The organism is Streptomyces iconiensis, from assembly GCF_028657195.3.
GTDB classification, from domain to species: domain Bacteria; phylum Actinomycetota; class Actinomycetes; order Streptomycetales; family Streptomycetaceae; genus Streptomyces; species Streptomyces iconiensis.
The window spans coordinates 22,535-41,707 of the sequence record NZ_JANCPR020000069.1 but is presented as its reverse complement, the minus strand read 5'-3'; the positions used below and the strand labels follow the sequence as shown (position 1 = coordinate 41,707).

25 protein-coding genes are annotated in these 19,173 nt (G+C 69.9%); 13 read left to right on the top strand and 12 right to left on the bottom strand.

Annotation, left to right across the window (positions count from 1 at the left end; all coding sequences use genetic code 11):
- The 7 genes from NMN56_RS39545 to NMN56_RS39515 all read left to right on the top strand — a co-directional run.
- Positions 1 to 478: hypothetical protein (locus NMN56_RS39545; RefSeq protein WP_283742555.1), on the top strand; the 478-nt coding region annotated here is incomplete at its 5' end.
- Positions 475 to 981: a hypothetical protein gene (locus NMN56_RS39540; RefSeq protein WP_274039042.1), complete on the top strand. Its 507-nt coding sequence runs from the start codon at positions 475 to 477 to the stop codon at positions 979 to 981. The genes NMN56_RS39545 and NMN56_RS39540, both read left to right, overlap by 4 nt.
- Positions 978 to 1,649 carry a hypothetical protein gene (locus tag NMN56_RS39535; RefSeq protein ID WP_274039041.1) on the top strand — a complete coding sequence of 224 codons (672 nt, stop codon included), beginning with the start codon at positions 978 to 980 and terminating at the stop codon, positions 1,647 to 1,649. The genes NMN56_RS39540 and NMN56_RS39535 overlap by 4 nt, the downstream gene beginning before the upstream one ends.
- Before the next feature lie 66 nt (positions 1,650 to 1,715).
- Positions 1,716 to 2,015, top strand: coding sequence for a hypothetical protein (locus NMN56_RS39530; RefSeq protein ID WP_280842594.1), 300 nt, complete (start codon positions 1,716 to 1,718; stop codon positions 2,013 to 2,015).
- A gap of 270 nt (positions 2,016 to 2,285) precedes the next feature.
- Positions 2,286 to 2,861 (top strand): Rv1352/Rv1906c domain-containing protein, encoded by a 576-nt coding sequence (locus NMN56_RS39525; RefSeq protein WP_274039039.1) that lies wholly within the window; start codon positions 2,286 to 2,288, stop codon positions 2,859 to 2,861.
- 103 nt (positions 2,862 to 2,964) lie between these two features.
- Positions 2,965 to 3,555, top strand: coding sequence for an excalibur calcium-binding domain-containing protein (locus NMN56_RS39520; protein WP_280842593.1), 591 nt, complete (start codon positions 2,965 to 2,967; stop codon positions 3,553 to 3,555).
- Positions 3,556 to 3,654: 99 nt separating this feature from the next.
- On the top strand, positions 3,655 to 3,837 hold the full coding sequence (locus NMN56_RS39515) for a hypothetical protein (protein WP_274039036.1): 183 nt from the start codon (positions 3,655 to 3,657) through the stop codon (positions 3,835 to 3,837).
- A 116-nt stretch (positions 3,838 to 3,953) separates the two neighbouring features.
- On the opposite strand, the gene NMN56_RS39510 is transcribed toward NMN56_RS39515, so the two are convergent.
- The gene (locus NMN56_RS39510) at positions 3,954 to 4,193 is read right to left on the bottom strand and encodes a hypothetical protein (RefSeq protein WP_274039035.1); all 240 of its coding nucleotides are present in this window, start codon (positions 4,191 to 4,193) and stop codon (positions 3,954 to 3,956) included.
- Positions 4,194 to 4,289: 96 nt separating this feature from the next.
- Between NMN56_RS39510 and NMN56_RS39505 the strand changes: the two genes are divergently transcribed.
- The 6 genes from NMN56_RS39505 (at position 4,290) to NMN56_RS39480 (ending at position 6,879) form a co-directional block, all read left to right on the top strand.
- Positions 4,290 to 4,625 carry a DUF6011 domain-containing protein gene (locus tag NMN56_RS39505; protein WP_274039034.1) on the top strand — a complete coding sequence of 112 codons (336 nt, stop codon included), beginning with the start codon at positions 4,290 to 4,292 and terminating at the stop codon, positions 4,623 to 4,625.
- Between the two features lie 106 nt (positions 4,626 to 4,731).
- Positions 4,732 to 5,214 (top strand): hypothetical protein, encoded by a 483-nt coding sequence (locus NMN56_RS39500; RefSeq protein WP_274039033.1) that lies wholly within the window; start codon positions 4,732 to 4,734, stop codon positions 5,212 to 5,214.
- Positions 5,215 to 5,340: 126 nt separating this feature from the next.
- The gene (locus tag NMN56_RS39495; protein WP_274039032.1) at positions 5,341 to 5,715 is read left to right on the top strand and encodes a DUF7736 domain-containing protein; all 375 of its coding nucleotides are present in this window, start codon (positions 5,341 to 5,343) and stop codon (positions 5,713 to 5,715) included.
- A gap of 124 nt (positions 5,716 to 5,839) precedes the next feature.
- The gene (locus NMN56_RS39490) at positions 5,840 to 6,103 is read left to right on the top strand and encodes a hypothetical protein (RefSeq protein WP_274039031.1); all 264 of its coding nucleotides are present in this window, start codon (positions 5,840 to 5,842) and stop codon (positions 6,101 to 6,103) included.
- Positions 6,104 to 6,232: 129 nt separating this feature from the next.
- Positions 6,233 to 6,487 (top strand): helix-turn-helix domain-containing protein, encoded by a 255-nt coding sequence (locus NMN56_RS39485; RefSeq protein ID WP_274039030.1) that lies wholly within the window; start codon positions 6,233 to 6,235, stop codon positions 6,485 to 6,487.
- Entirely contained in the window at positions 6,484 to 6,879 is a 396-nt protein-coding gene (locus NMN56_RS39480; protein ID WP_274039029.1) for a WhiB family transcriptional regulator, read from the top strand. The genes NMN56_RS39485 and NMN56_RS39480 overlap by 4 nt, the downstream gene beginning before the upstream one ends.
- Here the strand turns inward: NMN56_RS39480 and NMN56_RS39475 are convergent.
- The 11 genes from NMN56_RS39475 to NMN56_RS39425 are packed head-to-tail and all read right to left on the bottom strand — an operon-like array spanning position 6,851 to position 19,155.
- Positions 6,851 to 7,927, bottom strand: a complete 1,077-nt coding sequence (locus NMN56_RS39475; protein ID WP_274039028.1) for a glycosyltransferase family protein — start codon at positions 7,925 to 7,927, stop codon at positions 6,851 to 6,853. The genes NMN56_RS39480 and NMN56_RS39475 overlap by 29 nt on opposite strands.
- Positions 7,924 to 8,154 carry a hypothetical protein gene (locus NMN56_RS39470; RefSeq protein WP_274039027.1) on the bottom strand — a complete coding sequence of 77 codons (231 nt, stop codon included), beginning with the start codon at positions 8,152 to 8,154 and terminating at the stop codon, positions 7,924 to 7,926. Before NMN56_RS39470 ends, NMN56_RS39475 begins: the two co-directional genes overlap by 4 nt.
- Positions 8,154 to 8,393 (bottom strand): holin, encoded by a 240-nt coding sequence (locus NMN56_RS39465; RefSeq protein ID WP_274039026.1) that lies wholly within the window; start codon positions 8,391 to 8,393, stop codon positions 8,154 to 8,156. Before NMN56_RS39465 ends, NMN56_RS39470 begins: the two co-directional genes overlap by 1 nt.
- A 7-nt stretch (positions 8,394 to 8,400) precedes the next feature.
- Positions 8,401 to 9,186, bottom strand: coding sequence for an N-acetylmuramoyl-L-alanine amidase (locus NMN56_RS39460; protein ID WP_274039025.1), 786 nt, complete (start codon positions 9,184 to 9,186; stop codon positions 8,401 to 8,403).
- Between the two features lie 11 nt (positions 9,187 to 9,197).
- Positions 9,198 to 9,674, bottom strand: a complete 477-nt coding sequence (locus NMN56_RS39455) for a hypothetical protein (protein ID WP_274039024.1) — start codon at positions 9,672 to 9,674, stop codon at positions 9,198 to 9,200.
- Between the two features lie 11 nt (positions 9,675 to 9,685).
- Positions 9,686 to 10,219, bottom strand: a complete 534-nt coding sequence (locus tag NMN56_RS39450; protein WP_280842592.1) for a hypothetical protein — start codon at positions 10,217 to 10,219, stop codon at positions 9,686 to 9,688.
- Between the two features lie 19 nt (positions 10,220 to 10,238).
- Complete coding sequence (locus NMN56_RS39445) at positions 10,239 to 10,631, bottom strand: hypothetical protein (RefSeq protein ID WP_280842591.1); 393 nt, start codon at positions 10,629 to 10,631, stop codon at positions 10,239 to 10,241.
- An 8-nt stretch (positions 10,632 to 10,639) separates the two neighbouring features.
- Positions 10,640 to 14,554: a hypothetical protein gene (locus tag NMN56_RS39440; RefSeq protein WP_274039021.1), complete on the bottom strand. Its 3,915-nt coding sequence runs from the start codon at positions 14,552 to 14,554 to the stop codon at positions 10,640 to 10,642.
- A complete protein-coding gene (locus NMN56_RS39435) occupies positions 14,554 to 18,456 on the bottom strand; it encodes a hypothetical protein (RefSeq protein WP_274039020.1) in 3,903 nt (1,300 codons plus the stop codon). The genes NMN56_RS39440 and NMN56_RS39435 overlap by 1 nt, the downstream gene beginning before the upstream one ends.
- Positions 18,449 to 18,670: a hypothetical protein gene (locus NMN56_RS39430; RefSeq protein ID WP_274039019.1), complete on the bottom strand. Its 222-nt coding sequence runs from the start codon at positions 18,668 to 18,670 to the stop codon at positions 18,449 to 18,451. Before NMN56_RS39430 ends, NMN56_RS39435 begins: the two co-directional genes overlap by 8 nt.
- A gap of 17 nt (positions 18,671 to 18,687) precedes the next feature.
- Complete coding sequence (locus tag NMN56_RS39425; RefSeq protein WP_274039018.1) at positions 18,688 to 19,155, bottom strand: hypothetical protein; 468 nt, start codon at positions 19,153 to 19,155, stop codon at positions 18,688 to 18,690.
- Positions 19,156 to 19,173: the final 18 nt, after the last annotated feature.

Below are 19,173 nucleotides of genomic sequence, written 5' to 3'. Positions count from 1 at the left end.
GCCGCCACCCCCGCCACCCCCGCCGGCCGCACCTCCGCCCATGCCGCCGAGCCCGCCCGCAGTACCAGCCGCCCCGCCGCCGCCCCCGCCTCCGGCCCCGGTCGAGGTGCACCACACCGTGCACGTCGTCCTCACACCCGAGCCCGAACCCGAAGCGCCCCGCTGGCGGTTCGGCTGGCTCCGCGCATGGCTGCGGCCGTGGCAGACCCTCATCGCCGCCGCCATCGCCCTCATGCCGTCACCCGCCTACGGGCACAGTCTCACCAGCGCGTGGTCCGCGGTCCTCCACGAGGAACGCACCAACGGGCTCGGCATGCCCTACGCGCTCGCCGGTGGCCTCCTCGCCATCGCCCTGCTCCTCGACCGCCGCCGCACATGGTGGGCGCGCACGCTCCTCGTCGTCGCCCTCGTCGGCGGCACCGGCGCCCTCGGCTGGTACGACCCCGTCACCTGGCTCACAGGAGTGAGGTCATCGTGAACGTCGCGCTCAGCCTCGGCGGTGTCGTCGTCGCCCTCGCCATCCTGTGGTTCAACCTCCGCCCGTGGCTCAAGGGCGGCCGTGACCCGAAGGCGCTGATCCCCTACGCGTCCGGCGCGGGGATCGGCTCCCTCGCGACGATTTGCGTCGGCGGGCTCCTCGGCTGGGGCGCCTCCGGCATCGCCGGTCTCGGCTCCAAAGCGGGCGACAAAGGCATCAACGGCGTCACCGGCACCGGCAGTTCAGCCATGGCTACCGGCCGCATGGGCACCCTCACCGAAGCCGGCGGCGCCGTCACCGTGCTCCTCCTGTTGGGTGTGATCGCCCTGTTCAAGGCGGCCGGAAAGAACGACAAGCGCCGCATCGCCGGTGGCTTCGTCACCTTCGCCATCCTCGGCTTCCTGCCCGGTATTGCCTCCCTCCTCGGCTGGTGGCCCGACCTCGTCAACGCCGCCGGCGCGAAGGGCCGCGAGGCGCTGGAGCATGCGGGGAGCTGGCTGTGAAGGCTCGTGCCGCCGCAGCGTGGGCGCACCGTGCTGGCATCACCGACCGGCTCGCCCGTGGATCGGCGATCGTCGCCCGCCGCCGCGCGGCGGCGCTCGCCGACTGGGTGAAGCGGGGGCGCCGCGCCGACCTCACCGGGTGGCGTGCAGCTCTCGACCCCCTCGCACGACTGCTTGGCCTCGCCGTCCTCGCCTGGATCGGCTACCAGATCGTGCGGGTGCTGCCGTGGCTGATGTGGGCGCTCACCGCCGGATGGTGCTGGGCCGCCTGGCGGGCAGGCACCCCCACAAGCGCCGAGCAGGAGCGCGCCGCTGACGCTCCCCAGTCCAGCCCCACAGACGCAGCCAAGCGGTCCCCGGAGGACACCTACGAGGCGCTCCTCGCGTGGGTCCGCGAGGCCATCGGCGAGCGGCAGGGCGTGCACCTCCGTGACCTCCTCGCCAACGCCCAACACAACGGCCTCTTCAAGGGCCTGGAGTTGGGCGACTTCCGGGCCGCCCTGGAGCGGTGGGACATCCCCGTCCGTAAGCGCGTCCGGGTGCGGGGTCTGGGGGTCACCGTCGGGGTCCACCGCGATGACCTCCCGGCCCCCGCCGGAGCCCCTTCCGGGCCCCTCCCCGAGCCCGAAGGCCAAGGTGACCCCGATCCACGACTACACGCGGCGTGACCTGCGGAACCACACCTCGACTACAGGCCAACTACACCCCGAACACAAGAGATAGGAGACCCCGCGATGCAGCCCACCCGTCACCAGATCGCCGCCGTGCTGACGCAAGTCGTCAGCGCCCTGGAGCGGCACCCCAACCTCGACGCGGACGCCGCGATCCGATTCGTCGTCTACGGCAACCCCGGCACCCCTACGCCCGTGGCCGACACCGCGGAGAGCCTCCTCGTCGATGCGGCTCGGCGTGCGATCACCGACGCGGCCAGCGTCGGGCTTGACGAGGGCGAAGAGCAGCCCGAGGCCGAGTGGCTCGTGACAGAGGAGGCATTGCGCTGCGCGCGTGCCGCCGCCGAGGAGTACGGCCGCTGAATCCCGGGGCCGGCCGCCCGTGTGGCTGCACTAGGCCGACCCCGGTCACCCATCCCCAGCAGGAGACAGGAGATCAACATGATGCCCCGACTGCGAGCGTTCTTCACCCGCGCCGCCCCTCACACGTACTGCGCAGACTGCGGCTGGTGGGTACGCAACTGCCCCCACATGACCTGACGAGTACCACCAGAACCGGACACATCATGTAGTTCACCGATGTACCACCTACATCCGGCGCTACGCTCCCGCTCTCACATCCCAGGGGGACCCATGAGCCAATACCAGCAGTACCCGCCTCAGCAGCCGCAACAATTCCAGCCGCTGCCACCGAAAAAGAAGCACACCGGGCTGAAGGTCGCAGGCGGCATCATCGGCGGATTCATCCTCCTCGCAGCGCTCGGCGCCGCACTCGGCGACGACCCGGCCCCAGCCAAGAAGCCCAGCACCACCGTCGAAGCCAAGCCGACGCAAGACGAGATCGATGAGACCATCGAAGAGGGCGACAAGGCCGCCGACGCCCTGGACAAGGAACTCGACGACATCCAGAAGGACAACGAGAAAGGCCGCAAAAAGCTCAAGGACAAAGCCGACCGCGAGGCGGCCAAAGACGGGCAGTACGGCGACGGCGACTACATCGTCGGCCAGGACATCCCGGCGGGAACGTACGAGTCGGCGGGCGCCTCTTCCGACGTGTTCGACGTGTGCGCGATCACCACAGAGCCGTCCGGTGAGACGACGATGCCGCAGATCAAGAGCGGCAACAAGAACGAACGGATCATCATCACGCTCGCTGCGGAGGACGGCACCGTCTCCGTGCAAGGCTGCGAACCCCTCACCAAGCGCTGACCGCCCCATGCCGAGGCCCCGCCAAGCCCCCAGCGCGGCGGGGCCTCACCAACCATCCGAGGGGGCGACGATGGCGGATGATTTCGGGAGAGGCTGCTGCGGGGTGCTGGCACTGATCGTGCTGGGAACGGGTATCTGGGTGTCCTGCTCAGGCGGGGACGAGGACACCGCCGAGGCCAAGCCCAGGGCCACGAAGGCCGCGAAAGCCGAGTGGCGGCTCGAAGAGCACGGCTTCGCAGGCCAGGACGAGATGCTGTGGACCGACATGGACAAGTCGGTGCGATTGGACCTGCTGGCCGGCCTGAGTGCGGAGGACCGGCGCTCCGGCGCAGTCGATGACCTTGACGATGATGATGGCCTGACCGCACGGGACGTGCGGATCAGCCAGCTCGGGGCGAGCCACGGCGTCGTCTCACCGGCGCAACTCGACGGCACTGCCATCTTCACGCCGACCCCGGGCTTCGAAGGCGAAGCCACGGTCACCTACAAGGTGAAGCTGAAGGGCCATCCCGAGACAGCCCAGGGGGAGGCCACGGTCACAGTTGAGCTGAGCCCTGGAGGCCAGGCCGAGCGGGAGTACGCCAACTGCGCGGAGGCACGCGCGGACGATGCGACACCCGTGCATCGAGGCGACCCGGGGTATGGGGAGCACTTGGACCGCGAGGGCGACGGAATCGGCTGCGAATGGGGGTAGCTCTGGCGGCACATGGATGGTTCCGCCGGACGTTCACGGGCCGCACTGCGCGGGCTGCCTTATAGGAGGACCACTCACTGCGAGAGGAAGGTCAGCAGCATGGCCGACTGCATCCCCACTGAGCCTCACTGGCACGACTGCCCGAACCGCGACACCGACCCGGAACGCCGCAACCGCTGTGACCACTGCGAGGAGCACGAGCGCGAACAGCGGGTGGCCGAGGACTGGGCGCGCGAGCCCGCCGATGATCCGCGCCACGCGGGCCCGTACTTCGACATGTGACCGCTGCGCGCGAGGGGCCCTGCCCGGACACTGGGTGGGGCTGCCTCGCGCCACGCACTACTGGCACCGCGCCGTCGGGCGCCGGCCAGTGCTGGCGCTGCCTCACCTGCTGGGCGTCACTCCTTCGTCGGGGAACGTCGCGGTCGGCCGCCTTTGCGTGAGCGGCGTTCGGTGAGTTCGCGTTCTCCGGCTTCGAGGTCGGCTCGGTCCTGGTCGGTGCCGTGTTCTGCGATGACGGTACGGACGTGGTCGAGGAGGTCGGCGTTGCGGTTGGGAACGACGCGGCCGTACGCCTCCCAGATGATCTTGGGGATGCGGAAGCGTGTGGCGTAGGTGTGGTCGGAGGCTTCTGGCATGCCCTGATGTTCCCACACGGTTTTGCCGCACAGCCTCTTGTGTACCCACACGGTTTCCCTTTACTGTGTGGGTACACGGTTTACGAGGGGGACACGATGCAGACCACACCGCACACCAACTGCCTCCGCTGCGGACGCAAGCTCACCGCCACCGCCAGCCAGGCACGCGGCTACGGCCGTGGCTGCGCCGCCAAGGTCCGCCACGCCAGCGCCGACCTCGCCGACTTCCAGGCCCACCAGGTCGCGTCCGCCCACGAGCTGATCGAGGACGGCGCCATCGTCGCCATCCGATCGCGGGTATTCCGCGCCGTCTCCACCGACGGCAGCGAGAGCTACCTCTGCCACCCGGCCAACTGCGCCTGCCCCGCCGGCCGCAAGGCCGTCCGGCCCTGCTACCACCAGCTCGCCGCCCGCCTCTTGCTCGCCGCCTGATGGACGCCACCGAGCCCACCGTGGCGGACGAGGCGCAGGCGGATCGCGACTACTGGAACGACCGGTACGAGCACGAGCACGAGCCCGACGACTGAAGGAGACCGCCATGCAGTCCTGCCGCCGCCACCCCGCCGCCGGGCGTTTCATGCGCACCTGCTCCGGCTGCGCCACCGAGCTGTACAACCTGGAGCAGGCCAACGCGGTCCGCAGGCAGGCCCGCGAGGCGCTCGCCGCCTGGGGCATGGCCGGCGCCGAGCGGACAGTCCTCTCCGCGGCCCGTGTCGGTGACGTCCTCGTTGTCGCCACCCACGCGCCCGAGAGCAGGGCGGCGGAGTTCGCGGTCGACGTGTTCCGCCAGCCCACCGCGGACGAACTCGACGCCGCGAGTAACGACATCTCGCTGCGCAACCCCGGCGAGTGGGTCCTCATCGACCAGGCGGGCGACGACGATGCGGCTGCCGTCCCGGGCATGCTGCGCGATGCGGACGATCGGCACGCGCCGACCGGCGAGGGTGTGACCGTGTACCCGCCGCCTGTCGACAGCCGCCCGACGCCGGGTCTGCGTGTTACTCCCGCGCAGCTCGCCTGAAGACCTCGGGCCGCCGTGCACCTGCCCGTGCGGCGGCCCTTCCCCGGGCCCGCTCCGGTATCCCCCTGCTGGAGCGGGCCCACCCGTACGCCTGCAACTGCCGCCCGACCGCGAGAGGATGACCCCATGGCCGATGCCCGAATGATCCCGCTGGCCGACGTACTCAGCGTCACCACCGACATCCTGCTGTCCCGCTCCCACATGGACGGGCTCTACGCCCTGCTGGGGCACATGACCGGGCAGGATGTGTTCACCCATCAGCTTCCGTCCGTTGCCGACGCGTGCAAGCCAGCGCTGATCCAGCAGCATCCGTTCCTCGCCGACCTCACGCCTCCGGCCGAGGCGGACACGCCGGACCTGATGGCCTGGCTCGTCGAAGCCGAACGGGCGCACGGCGAAGAGATCAGCGTCACCCCGCTGGAGACATGGATGCGGCGGGACCCGATCGAGGACGCCGCCGACATGGTGGGCGCCGACAAGGTCTGGCTGCCCGGGGCATGATGGCGAGTCTCTTCCGCTGGCTAGCCCACCACTACGACCGGATCACCTGGTGCTTCGCCTTCGCCCTCGTGGCCGTGTACCTCGCGGTCGCACCGATCCTGCTCGCGAGAGGATGACCACGCCCATGGGCCAGCAGATCATCCGGCAGCCGGACGGGTCGCTCGCGGTGTTCTCGACCACCACGGACACGATCATCGTCGCGGGTGCCTCGCCGGACGAACTGATCGAGTGGCACGCCGAGCAAGCAGCGCAGGCGGCACGGGAGCAGGCGAGCCGCCACATCCAGCACGTGCTCGACGGCGACGCCGAGACCGTGTACGGGCGCCGAGCGATGGCGTGGGAGGACGCGGTGCGCATCAGCCGCGAGCACGGCGGCGACCTCCCGTAGAGGGTGCTCTGCTGGTCCGGGGCGGCCGGGCGTGTTCGCTCCTCGAAGATCGGGGTCGGGTTCTGCCCAACTGGCCACGCCACGCGGCACAATAGATCCATACGATCGGATCAACGAATGCGAGCCGCGATGTCTATCACGACAGCTCCCGCCCCACGCAGAGGCCGGCCCCGGCCCTCCGAGACGATCAGCCGTGACGATCGGATCTACACGCTGCTCGCCGACGGGCCCCTCTCCCGCAATGAACTCGCCGCCGCCACAGGGCTGGAGAAGAGCATCGTCTACCTTGCCCTCGCGAGGCTCCGCACCGCAGGCCGCATCCGCCAGTGCGTCCGCGACGGCGTCATCGTCTGGGCCCACGCCGACGGCACCCCCTGCCCGTGAGCACCGCACGGCAGTACATCGACCCCGACGATGTGAGCTGGCAGCCCGAGGGTGCCTGCGCGGACATGCCGCTGGAGCAGTTCGTGCCGGACGAGGAGACCGCCGAGGGCCTCACCACAGCGGCGGCCACGTGCGACACCTGCCCCGTCCGCCAGCCCTGCCTGATGTGGGCCACCCTCCATGGCGCTGAGGGGTACTGGGGCGGCACCAGCACCTACCAGCGCGCCCAGCTCGTACGCGTGCGTACGCGCGCGAAGTGCCCTCTGTGCACGAGCACTTCGCTGACGATGGTCGGCACCCACGAGATGTGCGTCGCCTGCGGCGCCTCGTGGGTACGCGACGTACGGCTGGAGCCCCTCGCGGCTACACCGGCACCGTCGGCCGTGGCGTAGCCGCCTGGATGTCTGCGGCCCGTTGCCACGCATCTGCCCAGCGCCAGGCGTGGTCGGCAAGCCGTAGCCCGTCGGCGACCTGCCGCCCGGCCTCGCTCAACTCCGCGCGCAGGGCGGCGGATTCGCGCAGGCGCTTCAGCTCGCGGTGCCAGGTACGGGATCGGTCAGCGAGCAGGCCGGCACCCAGCTCGTGCAGGCGCCGGTACTCGGCCCGCGGCGAGGCGACCCACGGGACACCGAGCGCCGACATCTCCAACGGCTTCAGCCAGGACTTGGCGGCGTTGAACTTCGTGTCGGCGAGCGGGGCGATACCGATACCCAACTCGGCGACCGCCCGCGGCCACTCCTCGACGGGCACCGCTGCGCCGGGCGGGTCCGAGGACAGGCCGAGTGCGCGGCCGGCGCCGCGGGGGTCACCGCGCATCACGAACTCGCCGCCCTCTCCGACGAGCCGTGCGATGGCGCCGCCGAGGACCTCGGGGTCGTTCGGGTGGGAGTGCAGTGCGGCGGGCCAGCCGATCGTGTCGGAGTCCGTACGCGGCAGCCCGAAGTACGAGGGCGGCAGGTAGTTGGGCAGGACGTGCCCGCGGCCGTGCGCGGAGTACACGGGAAGCAGGGCCGGGGTGGACACCGTCACCAGGCTCGCGTTCCTGCACGCGGTGGTGAGGTTCCGCCACGAGTGCGGTGACGGTGCTACCCCCGCCCCGGCGCGGACGCCGGCGGCCGGATGCAGCGACGCCCACGCTGGATTCGAGGGGTGCACGGCGGTGAGGTCATCGTCGATGTCGACCACCACCGCGATGCCCTTGGCCCGCATCACCGCGACCGCGTCGGCCTGCCACCGGTGCGTGACCCGCTGCATCACCACCACGTCCGCCTCGACGAGGACGTCCGTGACGCGGTCGCCGTCCATGACCATCCGCACGCGCCGCTGCTCCGGCGTGACGACCCGCACGTCGTGCCCGGTCGCAGCGAGCTGCTGGGCGGGCCAGATCATGCGGAAGTGGCCGCAGCCGTAGCGGTCGGCGGGGTAGACGACGACCTTCATCCGCTGCTCGCCTTCTTGGTGGTACGGCGAGCCGGAGGGGGCGCGGGTGCTTCGTCTGGCTCGGGGTGCGGGGCGGCGCCGTCCCCCGCTGATGCCTCCAGCTTGGCGATGCGGGTCATGGCCACATGGAGGTGCTCGTGCAGGTCGGTGATCTGCTCCTGAAGGCCCGCCACTTGGCTGCCGGCCTCCTCCCGGGCCACCGTCTGAAGGCGTGCTTCCAGAGACATCAGGACACCCGCCGCGTGGTCTCGGTGACGCCCGGGCCCGGGCCTCCGGCGCCGGAGGTGGCGAGCGCGGTGAGGACGGCGAGGATCGCAGCACTGCCCGCGAGGGAGAGCCCGCCGGTCCAGTCGACGTCGAGGACGCCGGTGGCGTCGAGGCCGAGGGCGGCGACGAGGGTCTGTGCGGCGGTGCGTATGGCGCGCTCGGAGGTGGCACGCCAGAAGGCACGGGTGGTCATGGCCATGGGGTCCTCACTTCAGCTTGATGGTGTTGCCGGGGTAGATCCGGTACGGGGTCTTGAGGCCGTTGAGCTGGGCGAGCTTGAGCCAGGCGGTGCCGTGGTCGCGGGCGATGGAGGAGAGCGTCTCGCCGGGCACGACGGTGTGCGTCGCGCCGCCCGGTGACCATGCGGCGGGGTGGGTGAGCCGCTCGGCCACCAGGGCGCGGATCGCGGCCATGCTCACGTCGGCGCCGCCCGGGGAAGTGCGCGGGTCCGGCTTCTGGTTGGTCCATTCCTTGTGCGCGATCACGCTGGTCTTGCCGTCACCGCCCCAGGCGTGGGCACGGAGCAGGGCGGCGGAGACGCGGACCATGGCGTCGCGCTGGGCGTCGGGCCATGGGTCCTTGCCGTCGCCCTTGTTGATCGCCTCGAAGCCGTAGAAGCGCGCGTTGCCGTCTGTGGTCTGCTCGTTCGGGCGGGGCAGCGCAGACTCGGCGATGACAGCTCGCAGGACGTCGTCGTCGCCGGATCCGGCGTGGTTGCAGCGGCCGTAGCCGACGAGGTGGACGGTGCCGCTCTTGGTGATGACACCGGGTACGAGGGGGCCGGGCAGGTCGGCTCTGCCGCGTCGGCACAGGTCGATGAGGCCCTTCTCGGTGCCGGGTCCGGTGTGGTGGAGCATGACGCCGTGGACGGGGCCCCAGGGGCGGCTTTTGGCGGTGCGGGTGTGGGTGCGCCAGCCGTCGTGCTCGACGACGGCGATGCCCTCGGCCTTGAGTGCGGCGAGGAACTTCGCGGCGGTGAGGGGTGTGGCCATCGGGTCCTCCGTCAGGTGTGGATGGCGAGCTTGAACTGGGCGTGCATCACCCGGCGTGGGACGTGGTCGGTGTGCGCGACGTACAGCGCGATCGGCGTCCCCGGATGCACGAAGATGGCGTGGTGCTTGGTGAAGCACTGCATCCCGTACGACGGCGCCCGGTGATCCGTCGCCGTCGTATCCGCCCCGGTGGACAGGCCGAGCGGATCCCGAACGAACCGGTCCCTCAACTCCGAGTAGTCCCCGGCCTCCCAATGGATGTTGGCGGTCAGCGAGCCCCACCCATCGACCGTGGGCCAGATCAGACCGGCCCGGTCGTCGGTACGCCAGTTGTCGATCTGATGCCCGTCGGGCTGCGCCATCTGGTGCATGACGTGTTCGTCGGCCGACTCGCCCGTACCGAAGGGGAAGTGCAGCGGGTAGTAGGCGCCGCCGCCGGGGACGGTCTGCGGCTCATTGTTGATCAGTGAGCAGACGTGGACAGGCATACATGGACCTCCTACAGGGGGAAGACGGTCAGGCGACGCGAGGAGAAAGTCCCGGTGCCGGAGCTGACGCGGTACTTGGCCACGAAAGTGTTCGTGCCGGGTGTGAGGCCGGTGCCGGCCGTGTGCAGTGCCATCGTGGTGGCGATCAGCGCCCCGTCAGCCAGCCCGAAAAAGCCCACCGCCCTGTTGTCGGCGGCGGCCAAGCTGGAGGCGCCACCCACGTCATAGCCCATGCGGCTGCTGCCGGCGCCGGAATTTTGAAGGGTCGCGTGGACGAAGACCATTGCCATCGGCCCCGTCTCCACGGTCACCGTGGGCCCGGCGCTCGCAGGGGCGTTGAGGTCCCCGAAGGAGGTGGCGGTGGTGGTGCCGGACGCGAGATCGATGCTGCTGTCGGCCCGGCGCTCCGCAAGGGAGTTGATGCCCGTGGCGACGAAGTGGCTACCCGAAGCGGTGGCCTTGGCGACGGCGGTCTCGTTGAGGTTGTCGCGCAGGAACTGGTTGAACTGGGCCGCCGTGAACACTGAGCCCGCCACGGCTGTCATGGGCGCTGACCACGCCATCTCAGCCCACCCCCTGAAGAGTCGGGCCCGGCTCGACGTCGTGCGCGGCGTTCTCATCGCGCAGCTGCTGCGCGCTCTGCCCGTGAGGGATGCCGAACCGTACCGCGGTCTCGTGCTGCTCGGGGTACCAGTTGCGGGTGCTCGGCACGGGCCGCAGCGCGAGCACGGCCATGATCTCGGTCATGTGCTGCGGCCAGTCGATGATCGCGTCCATGTGGCAGTAACTGCACGAGAACGCGGGCAACTGGACCACGCGCGGGCTGCGCGGGTCGCGCCTATTGAGCCGGCCGTAGACGTGCTCGGTGTTCGCGCAGCCGGGCCGGGGGCAGTCGGCGACCCAGTCCCCGCTGTAGACGTAGGCCCGCGCCAGTGTCGCGAGCTGGGTGATATCCATTTCTCTCCTCACGTGGCGAACACGCCCACGTCGAAACAGCCCTGCACGGGGTGGTCGAAGATGAAGATCCGGCTGGGGTCGTCGGTGGCGATGGGGTCGAACACGCCGTCGTCGAAGCCCGCGCCGACCTTGTCGAAGGTGAAGGGGTTGGCGGCGTACTGCTGTCCGTAGCGCTCGCAGCCGAGGACCGCGTAATGCACCGGCCCGGCCCCGCAGTCGGGGTCACCGTCGCGCATGCGGCGCAGCGTGTGCTGCACCCGCTCGATGTGGAAGTCGGCGTCCAGGCCCAGCTCACCGTTCTTGATGGTGATCAGGTCGGAGATGCCCCTGGTCAGGATCTGGAGCAGGTGATCGCGGTCGGCCGAGACGAGGTGCAGCTGCACGGTCGGCCGGCGCTGCGCGTACTGCGCGAACAGGAGCTGCGCGATCGCATACGCGTCGTGCTGTCCTGCCCACGGGGCGCTCTCCGGGTACGTACGCCTGCGGTGCTGCTGGATGCTGACCGCGTCCTCAGCCGTCACCTGCACGGTGCGCACCACGGGTATGGGCTGCGCCCGGACCTGAAGGCGGGTGATGGTCACTGGCCCGCCGTGCGCCATGAGGTTGACGGTGATGGCCTGTCCGGCGCGGCGGGAGACTGTGGAGGTGATGACGCCGGGTCCGCTGTAGATGATGTCGGTGCCGGGCACGAGGTCCAGGACGTCGCGGACGGGGTCCGAGGTCTGGATGTGGACCTGGGTGGACTGGCCGATGGTGAGGCTGATGGTGTCGTCGGACTCCCATACGACGCTGGGCTCGTCGGGCCGCCGTTCTTCGATGTCGAAGGTGGCGTCGTTGATGATGTCGCGCCAGCCGTGGCTGTACTCGAACGGCGGCAGGTAGGAGAAGCCGCTGACGGGCGGGGACTCGCAGTCGACCAGACGGGCGGCGAACGTCGCTTGCGGGATGAGGGAGTTCTCGCGCAGGAGGCGGTGGTGCCGGTCGCGGTAGGTGAACGTCCCGTCCGGAGCGACGTACGCGATGCTCGGCGGTCCCTCGGAATCGAGGAGTTCAGTCAACGCGGTGAACGCGTCCTTGCCCTCGGCCCACCACCACGGCACGTGGGTGGCGCCGAGGTCGAGGTCGCGCGGGGCGGTCCAGCCGACCGAGTCGAGGATGACCCCGATCAGAAAGCCGGTGCGGCGCGCTTCGTAGACCTCGGTGCTGATGTCGGTCTGGAGCAGGCTGAGGTCGTCGAGGCCGGTGATGTCCACGGAGCGGTCGGTGCGGTCGGGGTGGACCTCGAAGTCGTCGACCCGCCCTCGCATCAGTGGGTAGACGACGTCGTCGAGGGTGACGTCCACGCGGATCGGGGAGGCGGGCGAGAGGTCGTCCGCGAGTGGGCTGTCAGGGTTCTCCGGGGAGTAGATCCGCTCTGCGTTGCACACGGAGAAGCTGAGACTGCCGATGGCCGGCGGTGCGAGCTGGCGGGATTGGTCGCGGCCGTAGGAGAAGCTGACCGGGTTCCGGGCGAGGACCTGCGAGGTGACGTCGTCGTGCTCGCCGTCGAAGGCGCCGCTGCTGGCCCAGTCGACGCCGACGAAGTAGCCATCGGCCAGAGTCGGGGTGACGTTGACGTTGTCGAAGTACGCGTAGTTGCCCGAGCCGTCGTCCCGGTAGGCGAGCAGCTGCAACGCGAGGTTCCCAGCGGATACCCACGGTGGGGAGGCCACGGAGTGCCGCACCGTCCACGCCCGGCCGTCCGCGCTGGTCTCCCAGTACAGAGTCCCGGCGTCCTCGCGGACACGGAGCCACGCGTGCTCAACCGGGTCGTACGGGATGGACGCGCCGACCTCGTCGATGTAGCCGACGTGGATCACCATCAGCAGGAGATTCGTGGACGCGTTGACCTCGAACACGACCTGTGTGCCCACCACCGAGCTGCGGATGATGAGCTGCGTGAACACATCCCCGACCGCACCCGCACGCTCCGCAGGCACCACCTGCACCGCCGCGTGCGACCCAGCCAGCGTGTAGTCCTCAGCCGAGGCGAACGCTGCGAACGCCCCTGCCGTACACGGCACCCGCGCCCGGCCATCCGGCTGATCAGGCAGCGGCCCGCCGGGTGCTTCGTTGTAGTTGTCCGGCCAGCGCGCCGTGTCCACGACCGGCGAGGAGCAGTCATCGGCCAACTCAGCCAGCGGGATCCCTGTCCCCGGCGCCACAGGCGTGATGTTGAAGCTCTCGTACTCGGCGACGTCGGCGACACCGCCATCACGATGAGAGATCAACTGCACTTGCAGGTAGCCGTTGGCCACCCACGCCGGCGACGAGTCCGTACGCCTCACCGTCCACGCGAGACCATCGGCGGAGGTCTCCCAGTACAAGGAGCCGGCCGTCTCACGGATCTGCACCCACGCGTGCGCGACCGGGTCATATGGAAGTGAGACAGCGTCCGGGTCCGCATAGCCCGAGCGCATCTGTATCCCGAGGCTCCCGCCGACCGAGTTGACCTCGATGACCGCGTCGGTACCCAGGGTCTGCGTAGTGATGAGTAGCTGAGCCCATGCCTCCGCGACGGCGCCGCCTGCCGCCGGCGGATACAGACGACAGCGGGCATGGCTGTCGCGCAGGTGGTAGGCCGGAGCCGAGGCGACGGCGCTGTATCCGGTGTCGCAGGCGACGCGGGCCCGGCCGCCGGTCTCGCTGTACGTGCCGTACGAGCCGGACCATTTCACCGGGTCGACGGTGCCGTCCTCGAAGTCGTCGACCAGGCTGGCGAGCGGGGCGCCTGGCGAGGGCACGAACTCGACCAGCGCCCACAGCGTGCTGACGCGCCGCTGGGTGGCCTGGGAGACGTCGCCACGTACACCGATCTGCGCAGTGTCCAGCAGCGCCGGAGTCCAGGCGCCGCCGGTCTGGGGGTTGGTGTACGAGGTGAGCTGTGGCAGGTACGGAGCCGCGGCCTTGTGGGTGGCCCAGCCGTTCAGCGCGACGGACACCGAGCCGGATTCGACCGTGGCCCCGGCCGGCTGGCTCTTGAGCCGGTAGACGAGCGACGCCGCGGTGACCGCGTTGGAGCCGACCCGTCCGCCGACGGCGACGAGGTTGATCGTGTCGTTCGCGCCGATGCCTGCGGAGGCGGCGGTCTGGAGGTTGTAGTCGTCGATCGTGGTCGTGCCCGCGGCGGTGGTCTGGTTGTAGCTGGTGGTGTCGTCCGGCGTGGCCTCGGAGACCCTCGTGTAGTTGTTCGCCGCCCCAGCCGTGCCGCCGACGGCGGTGGCCCAGCCGTTGGCGTCTCCGGCGCTGTCGGGGTGGAGGTGGACGACAGAGCCCGGCCCTGGCAGGCCGTTCTGTGCTGTGCCGGTGGTGGTGTTGATCGCGATGTCGTCGATGTGGAGGTCGACGGTCGCGGTGGTCTGTACGCCGGCGCGGATGCGACTGAAGCCGGTGGACCCGGCGATGCTCGCGGTGCCGGAGAAGTTGACGCCATCGAGATAGCCCACGACGTTGCGGGGGGTGGCGATGGCGCCGGACTCGGCTGCGTCGATCTCGACGCGGTACCAGCGGCCGGTCGCCAACGGCGCGCTCGCGGTGCCTACGTCGACGGTGTTCTGGTTGTCGCGGAGCTGGAGCATCCCGGCGGGGGTGACGCGGACGTGAACCGGGAAGTACCCGCTCTGCCCCAGGGAGTAGACGGTCGTCGTGGCCGAGGGCAGTGCCGCGATGTACAGGTAGAAGCGGTGGAAGGTCCTGGCGTTGATGCCGCTCGCATCGAGCCGGTTCTCGATGAAGCCCGTCGCCGCTGCGGGGTTCGAGCGGAAGCTCGCGGCGCCCTCGCGGTGGATCGTCGTGCTGATCGACCCGGTCCCGGTGAGGGACATGACCTCGACCTCAGGCGCCAGCGACTGAAGTTCGAAGCCGCACGTCCACAACCTGGCCATCAGCGACCACCCACCGCTATCGGAAGACGCCGCTGTTGCTTGAGTCGGTCCATGCTGCTGGTCAGCCAGTCGTCCAGCTCCTGCTGAGAGCCGATCGGGCCCTCGTTGGTGAACTGGACGTTGTAATAGTTGTTGACGACCGTGGATGCCCCGCCCCGTCCTGCCGACCGGCCGGCGCTCGTCGCCGTACCAACGGGCAACTGCATCGAGTTGATGGACTCCATGAACGGCTCGCCGTACTTGTCGACGGCGCGCGCCTTCACCATGTACTCGCCAGCCGAGCCCAGCAGCGGAATGCTGTCGCTGGTGCCAGTGCCCGGCCCCCGGAGGAGCCCGCCGCCGGGGAAGCCCTGGACCGGGCCGCCGCTTGCGAGTCGGCGAATTGGACCGCCTCGCGCGTTCTTCTGGTAGTAGCTGCCGCCCTGCCCGAAGGTTGCGCCCTTGGTGGCTTTCCGCGAGGTGACGTAATTCGTGCGGATGGTGACGGTCTTCCCCTTGACCGAGTTGATGGCGCGCTTGGCTGCGGACACCTTTGATTGCAGGTCAGCGATGGTGGCGCGCAGCGCGGAACGCTTCGATGCTGGGACCGACTTGAGCCGCCGTTTGGCGGCCTCCAACTTGGAGGTCCAGTCGCGGATGTTGGCCGACAATTTCGCCGTCTTGGTGGCCTTGGCCCTCTTCAACTGCCGCTCAGCAGCCGAGACCTTCGCCTTCCAGTCCTTGATGTCACCGGTCAGCTTGGCGCGCTTCGTCCCCTTGGCGGTCTTGAGCTGCTTCTCCGCCGCCGCGATCTTCGCGCGCCAGTCCTTGATGTTGCCGGTGAGCTTCGCCTCCCGCTTCGTCGGCGTCATCAGTAGGCGCGCTTTTGCCACGGCGAGCTGGTTGTTCCAGCGCTTGATGTCGGCAGTGAGCTTGGCCCGTTTCTCCTTGGGGATGTTCTTGTCGGAGAGCTGCGCTTTCGCCTTGGCGATCTTGCTGGAGAGGTCGGTGACGTCGCCCTTGAGCGTCGTCTTCTTGTTGGGGATCTTCAGGATCTGCCCGGCCAGCTTCGTCGCCTCAGCCCGCGTCAGCCCCATCTGCATCGCGTTGCGGACCAGCGCCTGACGGCCCCGCTCGTAGATCCCGGACACGGTGCTCCACGACTTGCCCGACTCCCGTGCGCTGCCCGCCGCCTCGTCCGTCTTCTGCGCGAGATCGTTCAGCGCGGTCGCGCCAGCACGGGCCTTCTCCGAGTTGAGGTTGAGCCGCCCGCCGGACATCGACAACGCGCCGGCGTTGTCCTTCGCGGCTTTCGTCGCCGCATCGATCGCCGCCTCGAAACCGATCATCCCGCCCAACCCAGCGCGGTTGACGTCGTTCAACGCCTGGATCGCCTGCCGCAACCCGTCCGCCGAGGCTTTCTGCGCCTCCAGCTTGTTCTTGGTCTTCATGGCCTGGGAGCCGAACAGGCCCATGCTCTGCGCGACGAGTTCCTGCTCCATCTTGGCGTTGGCCAGTGCCTCCTTGTACTTCGGCAGCATCCCGCGCAGCTTGTCGGTGGACGTGCCGCCCTTCTCCGCTGCTTTCGCGTACCGGCGGAACGCCACCGCCGCGATGTCGCTGTGCCCCTTGGACACCAGGTCAGCCAAGGACTTGTCGACGGCCTGCGTGCCCTTCTGCGCCTTGTCGAGCCCGGCCTCCGTGTCCATGCCGAGGGTCACGATCGTGTGGCCGACGTCCTTGATCCGCTCCATCACGCTCGGGTGACCGACCCGTGCGACCGCGTCGCCGAACCCGCCCAAGTCCTTGCCGAACGCGCGCGCCGCCTCCCCGCCGATCCGCCCTGTGCGGGCGAACTTGACCATCGACTGGCTGAGCTTTTCCGCCGACGGTGGCGCCTCATCCAACTTGCTGACCAGCTTGGAGATGCCGACCGTCAGCACCGCGACGCCGATCGCCGCCAGTGCGAACTTGGCGCCGCCGGGCATCGCGGCCAGTCCCGCACGCAGCGACGCCATCCGGCCCGTCGCCCCAGCCGCCGCCGTACGCATCGCCGTGATGTGCCCGGCCACCGCGGCGAGCCCCGCGTTCATCGCGACCATGCCCACCCCCGCGAGCTTGATCAGCCGGAAGGCGACGTAGACCTGCACGAGATTCGACAACAGGCCCTGTGGGATGGCGTTGACCAGGCTGGCGAACGCGTTGACCACACTCAGCATGCCGACACCAGCGTCCGCAGCGGCCGAGAGCAGCTTCATCAGGACGCTGCCCAGATTCCTCAGCGTCTCGCCGACCAGCGGCCCGTTCGCCCGCGCGTACGCCATGAACGCAGTAACGTTTCCGCCGACGGCCCCGGACTGCGCGGAGCGGATGAAGGACAACAGGCCGTCCGTCGCGCGCCGAAGCGCCCCGCCCGCCAGGGTGTTGACCTTCTGGATCAGTGCGTCCATGCCCGGCGACGCGATACCACCAGCCGCGATCGTGATCAGCCGGTTGAAGCCGGCCGCCGCCGTACGCACCAGCGGGTTCAGCTTCGGCAGTACGGCACTGACCGTCTGCAACCCGCGCGTGAACACGGGCATCGTGTCGCGCGCGAGGGCGTTCGACCACCCGGTGTACGTGGCCTTCAACGAGGACAGCGCCGCCGCAGCCGTACGCGTCGGCGCCGGCAACTGCGACATGGTCCGCGCGTACGCAGACGACGCCTCTGCCGCCTGCTGGGAGGTGCGCCCGTGTTCCTTGACCGCGTCCTTGTACTTGGTCTCCGCCTCAGACGCCTTCGACAGCGCCGCTACCTGCCCCGCAGCCGCCGCCCCGAAGGCCGCCACGGCCAGCCCGGCCGCACCTGCTGCCGCTGCGATCGGGGCTATCGACGCGGCCACCGGGATCGCGGCCAACCCGAGGGACATGAGGGCGCCGGTTACGTCCTTCATGCGGTCGCCCGCACCACCGGCGGAGTTGCCCAACGTGCCGAGCCTGCCGCGCAGGCCGCCCAGCCGGCCGCCGACCCGGGTGAGGCTGCCGTCCAGGTCGTCCATGTCCGAGCGCAGCGTCCGCGTGCTGCCGCCCAGATCTCCTAGGCGCTGGTTGGCGCCGTCGGCTCGGTTGGTGATGGTGCGCAGGGTGGTCGCCGCGGCGGCTGCGCTGGTGCGCAGGTTGCCCATGGCGTCAGCCGCCGCCTGGACCCGGCCGCGCAGCGTACGCAGCGCCCGGCCGGCATCCTGAGCCGCCTCCTTGACGGCGGTGAGCGCGGCAGCGGCAGCAGTCGCCCGTGTCGCCAGCGACGTCAGTGCCCGCGAGGTGGTGGTGGCGCGCTGTTGCAGCGTGCCCATCGCCTGCGCAGCCGACGCGAGGTCTGCCGCCCGCGCATCGACATCGACCGCGATGCGGATCGGCCCCAGGCCCTCCAGCCGCGCGACCGCCGCCCGCACCGCAGCAGCCCCCGCGCCCGTGTCATCGTCGACCTGTACGGGGACCGTGACCGGTCCCAGGCCCTGAAGTCGGGCGACGGTGCTGCGGACAGCGGTGGCACCGGCTGCGGTGACGTCGTCGAGGACGGCGGGGATGCGTACGGCGCCGAGCTGCCGGAGGCGATCGACGGAGGCGCGGACCCTCCCCATTCCGGGACCGGTGTCATCGTCGATCTCGGCCGGGATGCGGACCGGGCCGAGGCGTTGAAGGTCGTTGACGGCGTCGCGTACGGCGGTGGCGCCGGCGGTCAGTCGGTTGTCGAGGTCGGCGGTGATGGTGATGTCGCGGGCGACGGCGCGGACGCGTTCCAACTCTTGGCCGACGTCGCCGATGCGGTCCTTGAACGTGCGTAGTGGGCCGTCGGAGCGGGAGACCATGGCGCGGATCGAGCGCGCGGCATCCCGCGTGTTCATGTCGACGCGGATCTCGGCCGTGCCCACCAGGTCAGGCATCGAGGGTCACCCCCATCGACGCCAGGAAGCTGTTGGAGGCGTCGTCGTCGCCGTGCCACCAGTCGGGGGCGGCCGGGTCACGGGGCTCGACTGCGACAGGCACCACGACCCGGTGGCCGGGCGTGCGCCATGCCGAGACGCCGAGGGCGGTGTCGAACTCTCGACGGGCCGCTTCCTCGGTCTGTCCCTCGCGAACGATCAGCCGCTGGAGCATCTCGTGGTAGACCGCGTTCAGGAACCGGTCGGCACGGAGGCCACCGAGATCGGTTCCTCGGGCGGCGTACTCTCCGTCGAGCTGGTGCCAGACTCCTGGTCGTCGGACCCATCCGATGAGTCCGACGACGGCTGGGTAGGGCGGTCGGCGTACTCACCAACGAGCCATTCCAGGACCTCGACGATCTGGTCCAGCTCGATGGGGTGTTCCTTGTCGGACAGTCGGGCCCGGGCCCGGGCGAAGGAGTCGGGGAGGAGCACCAGTTCCAGGGCTGCCACTACGGCTTTGAAGTTGTCCCTCCAGGAGCCAGCGCCGTCGAACTCTTCGAAGTGGCCGATGAAGACGACGAAGTCCTCACCGGGCAGCGCGCGGCATGCCTCGAAGGTGTCGTCGTCGATGACGAACTGTTTGCGCTCGCGGGGGCGGCTGAAGTCGCGGGGACCTGCGGCGGCCTCGGGCCCTGCGGCGTGGCTGGTCTCGGTCATGCGGTGACGGTAGGACCG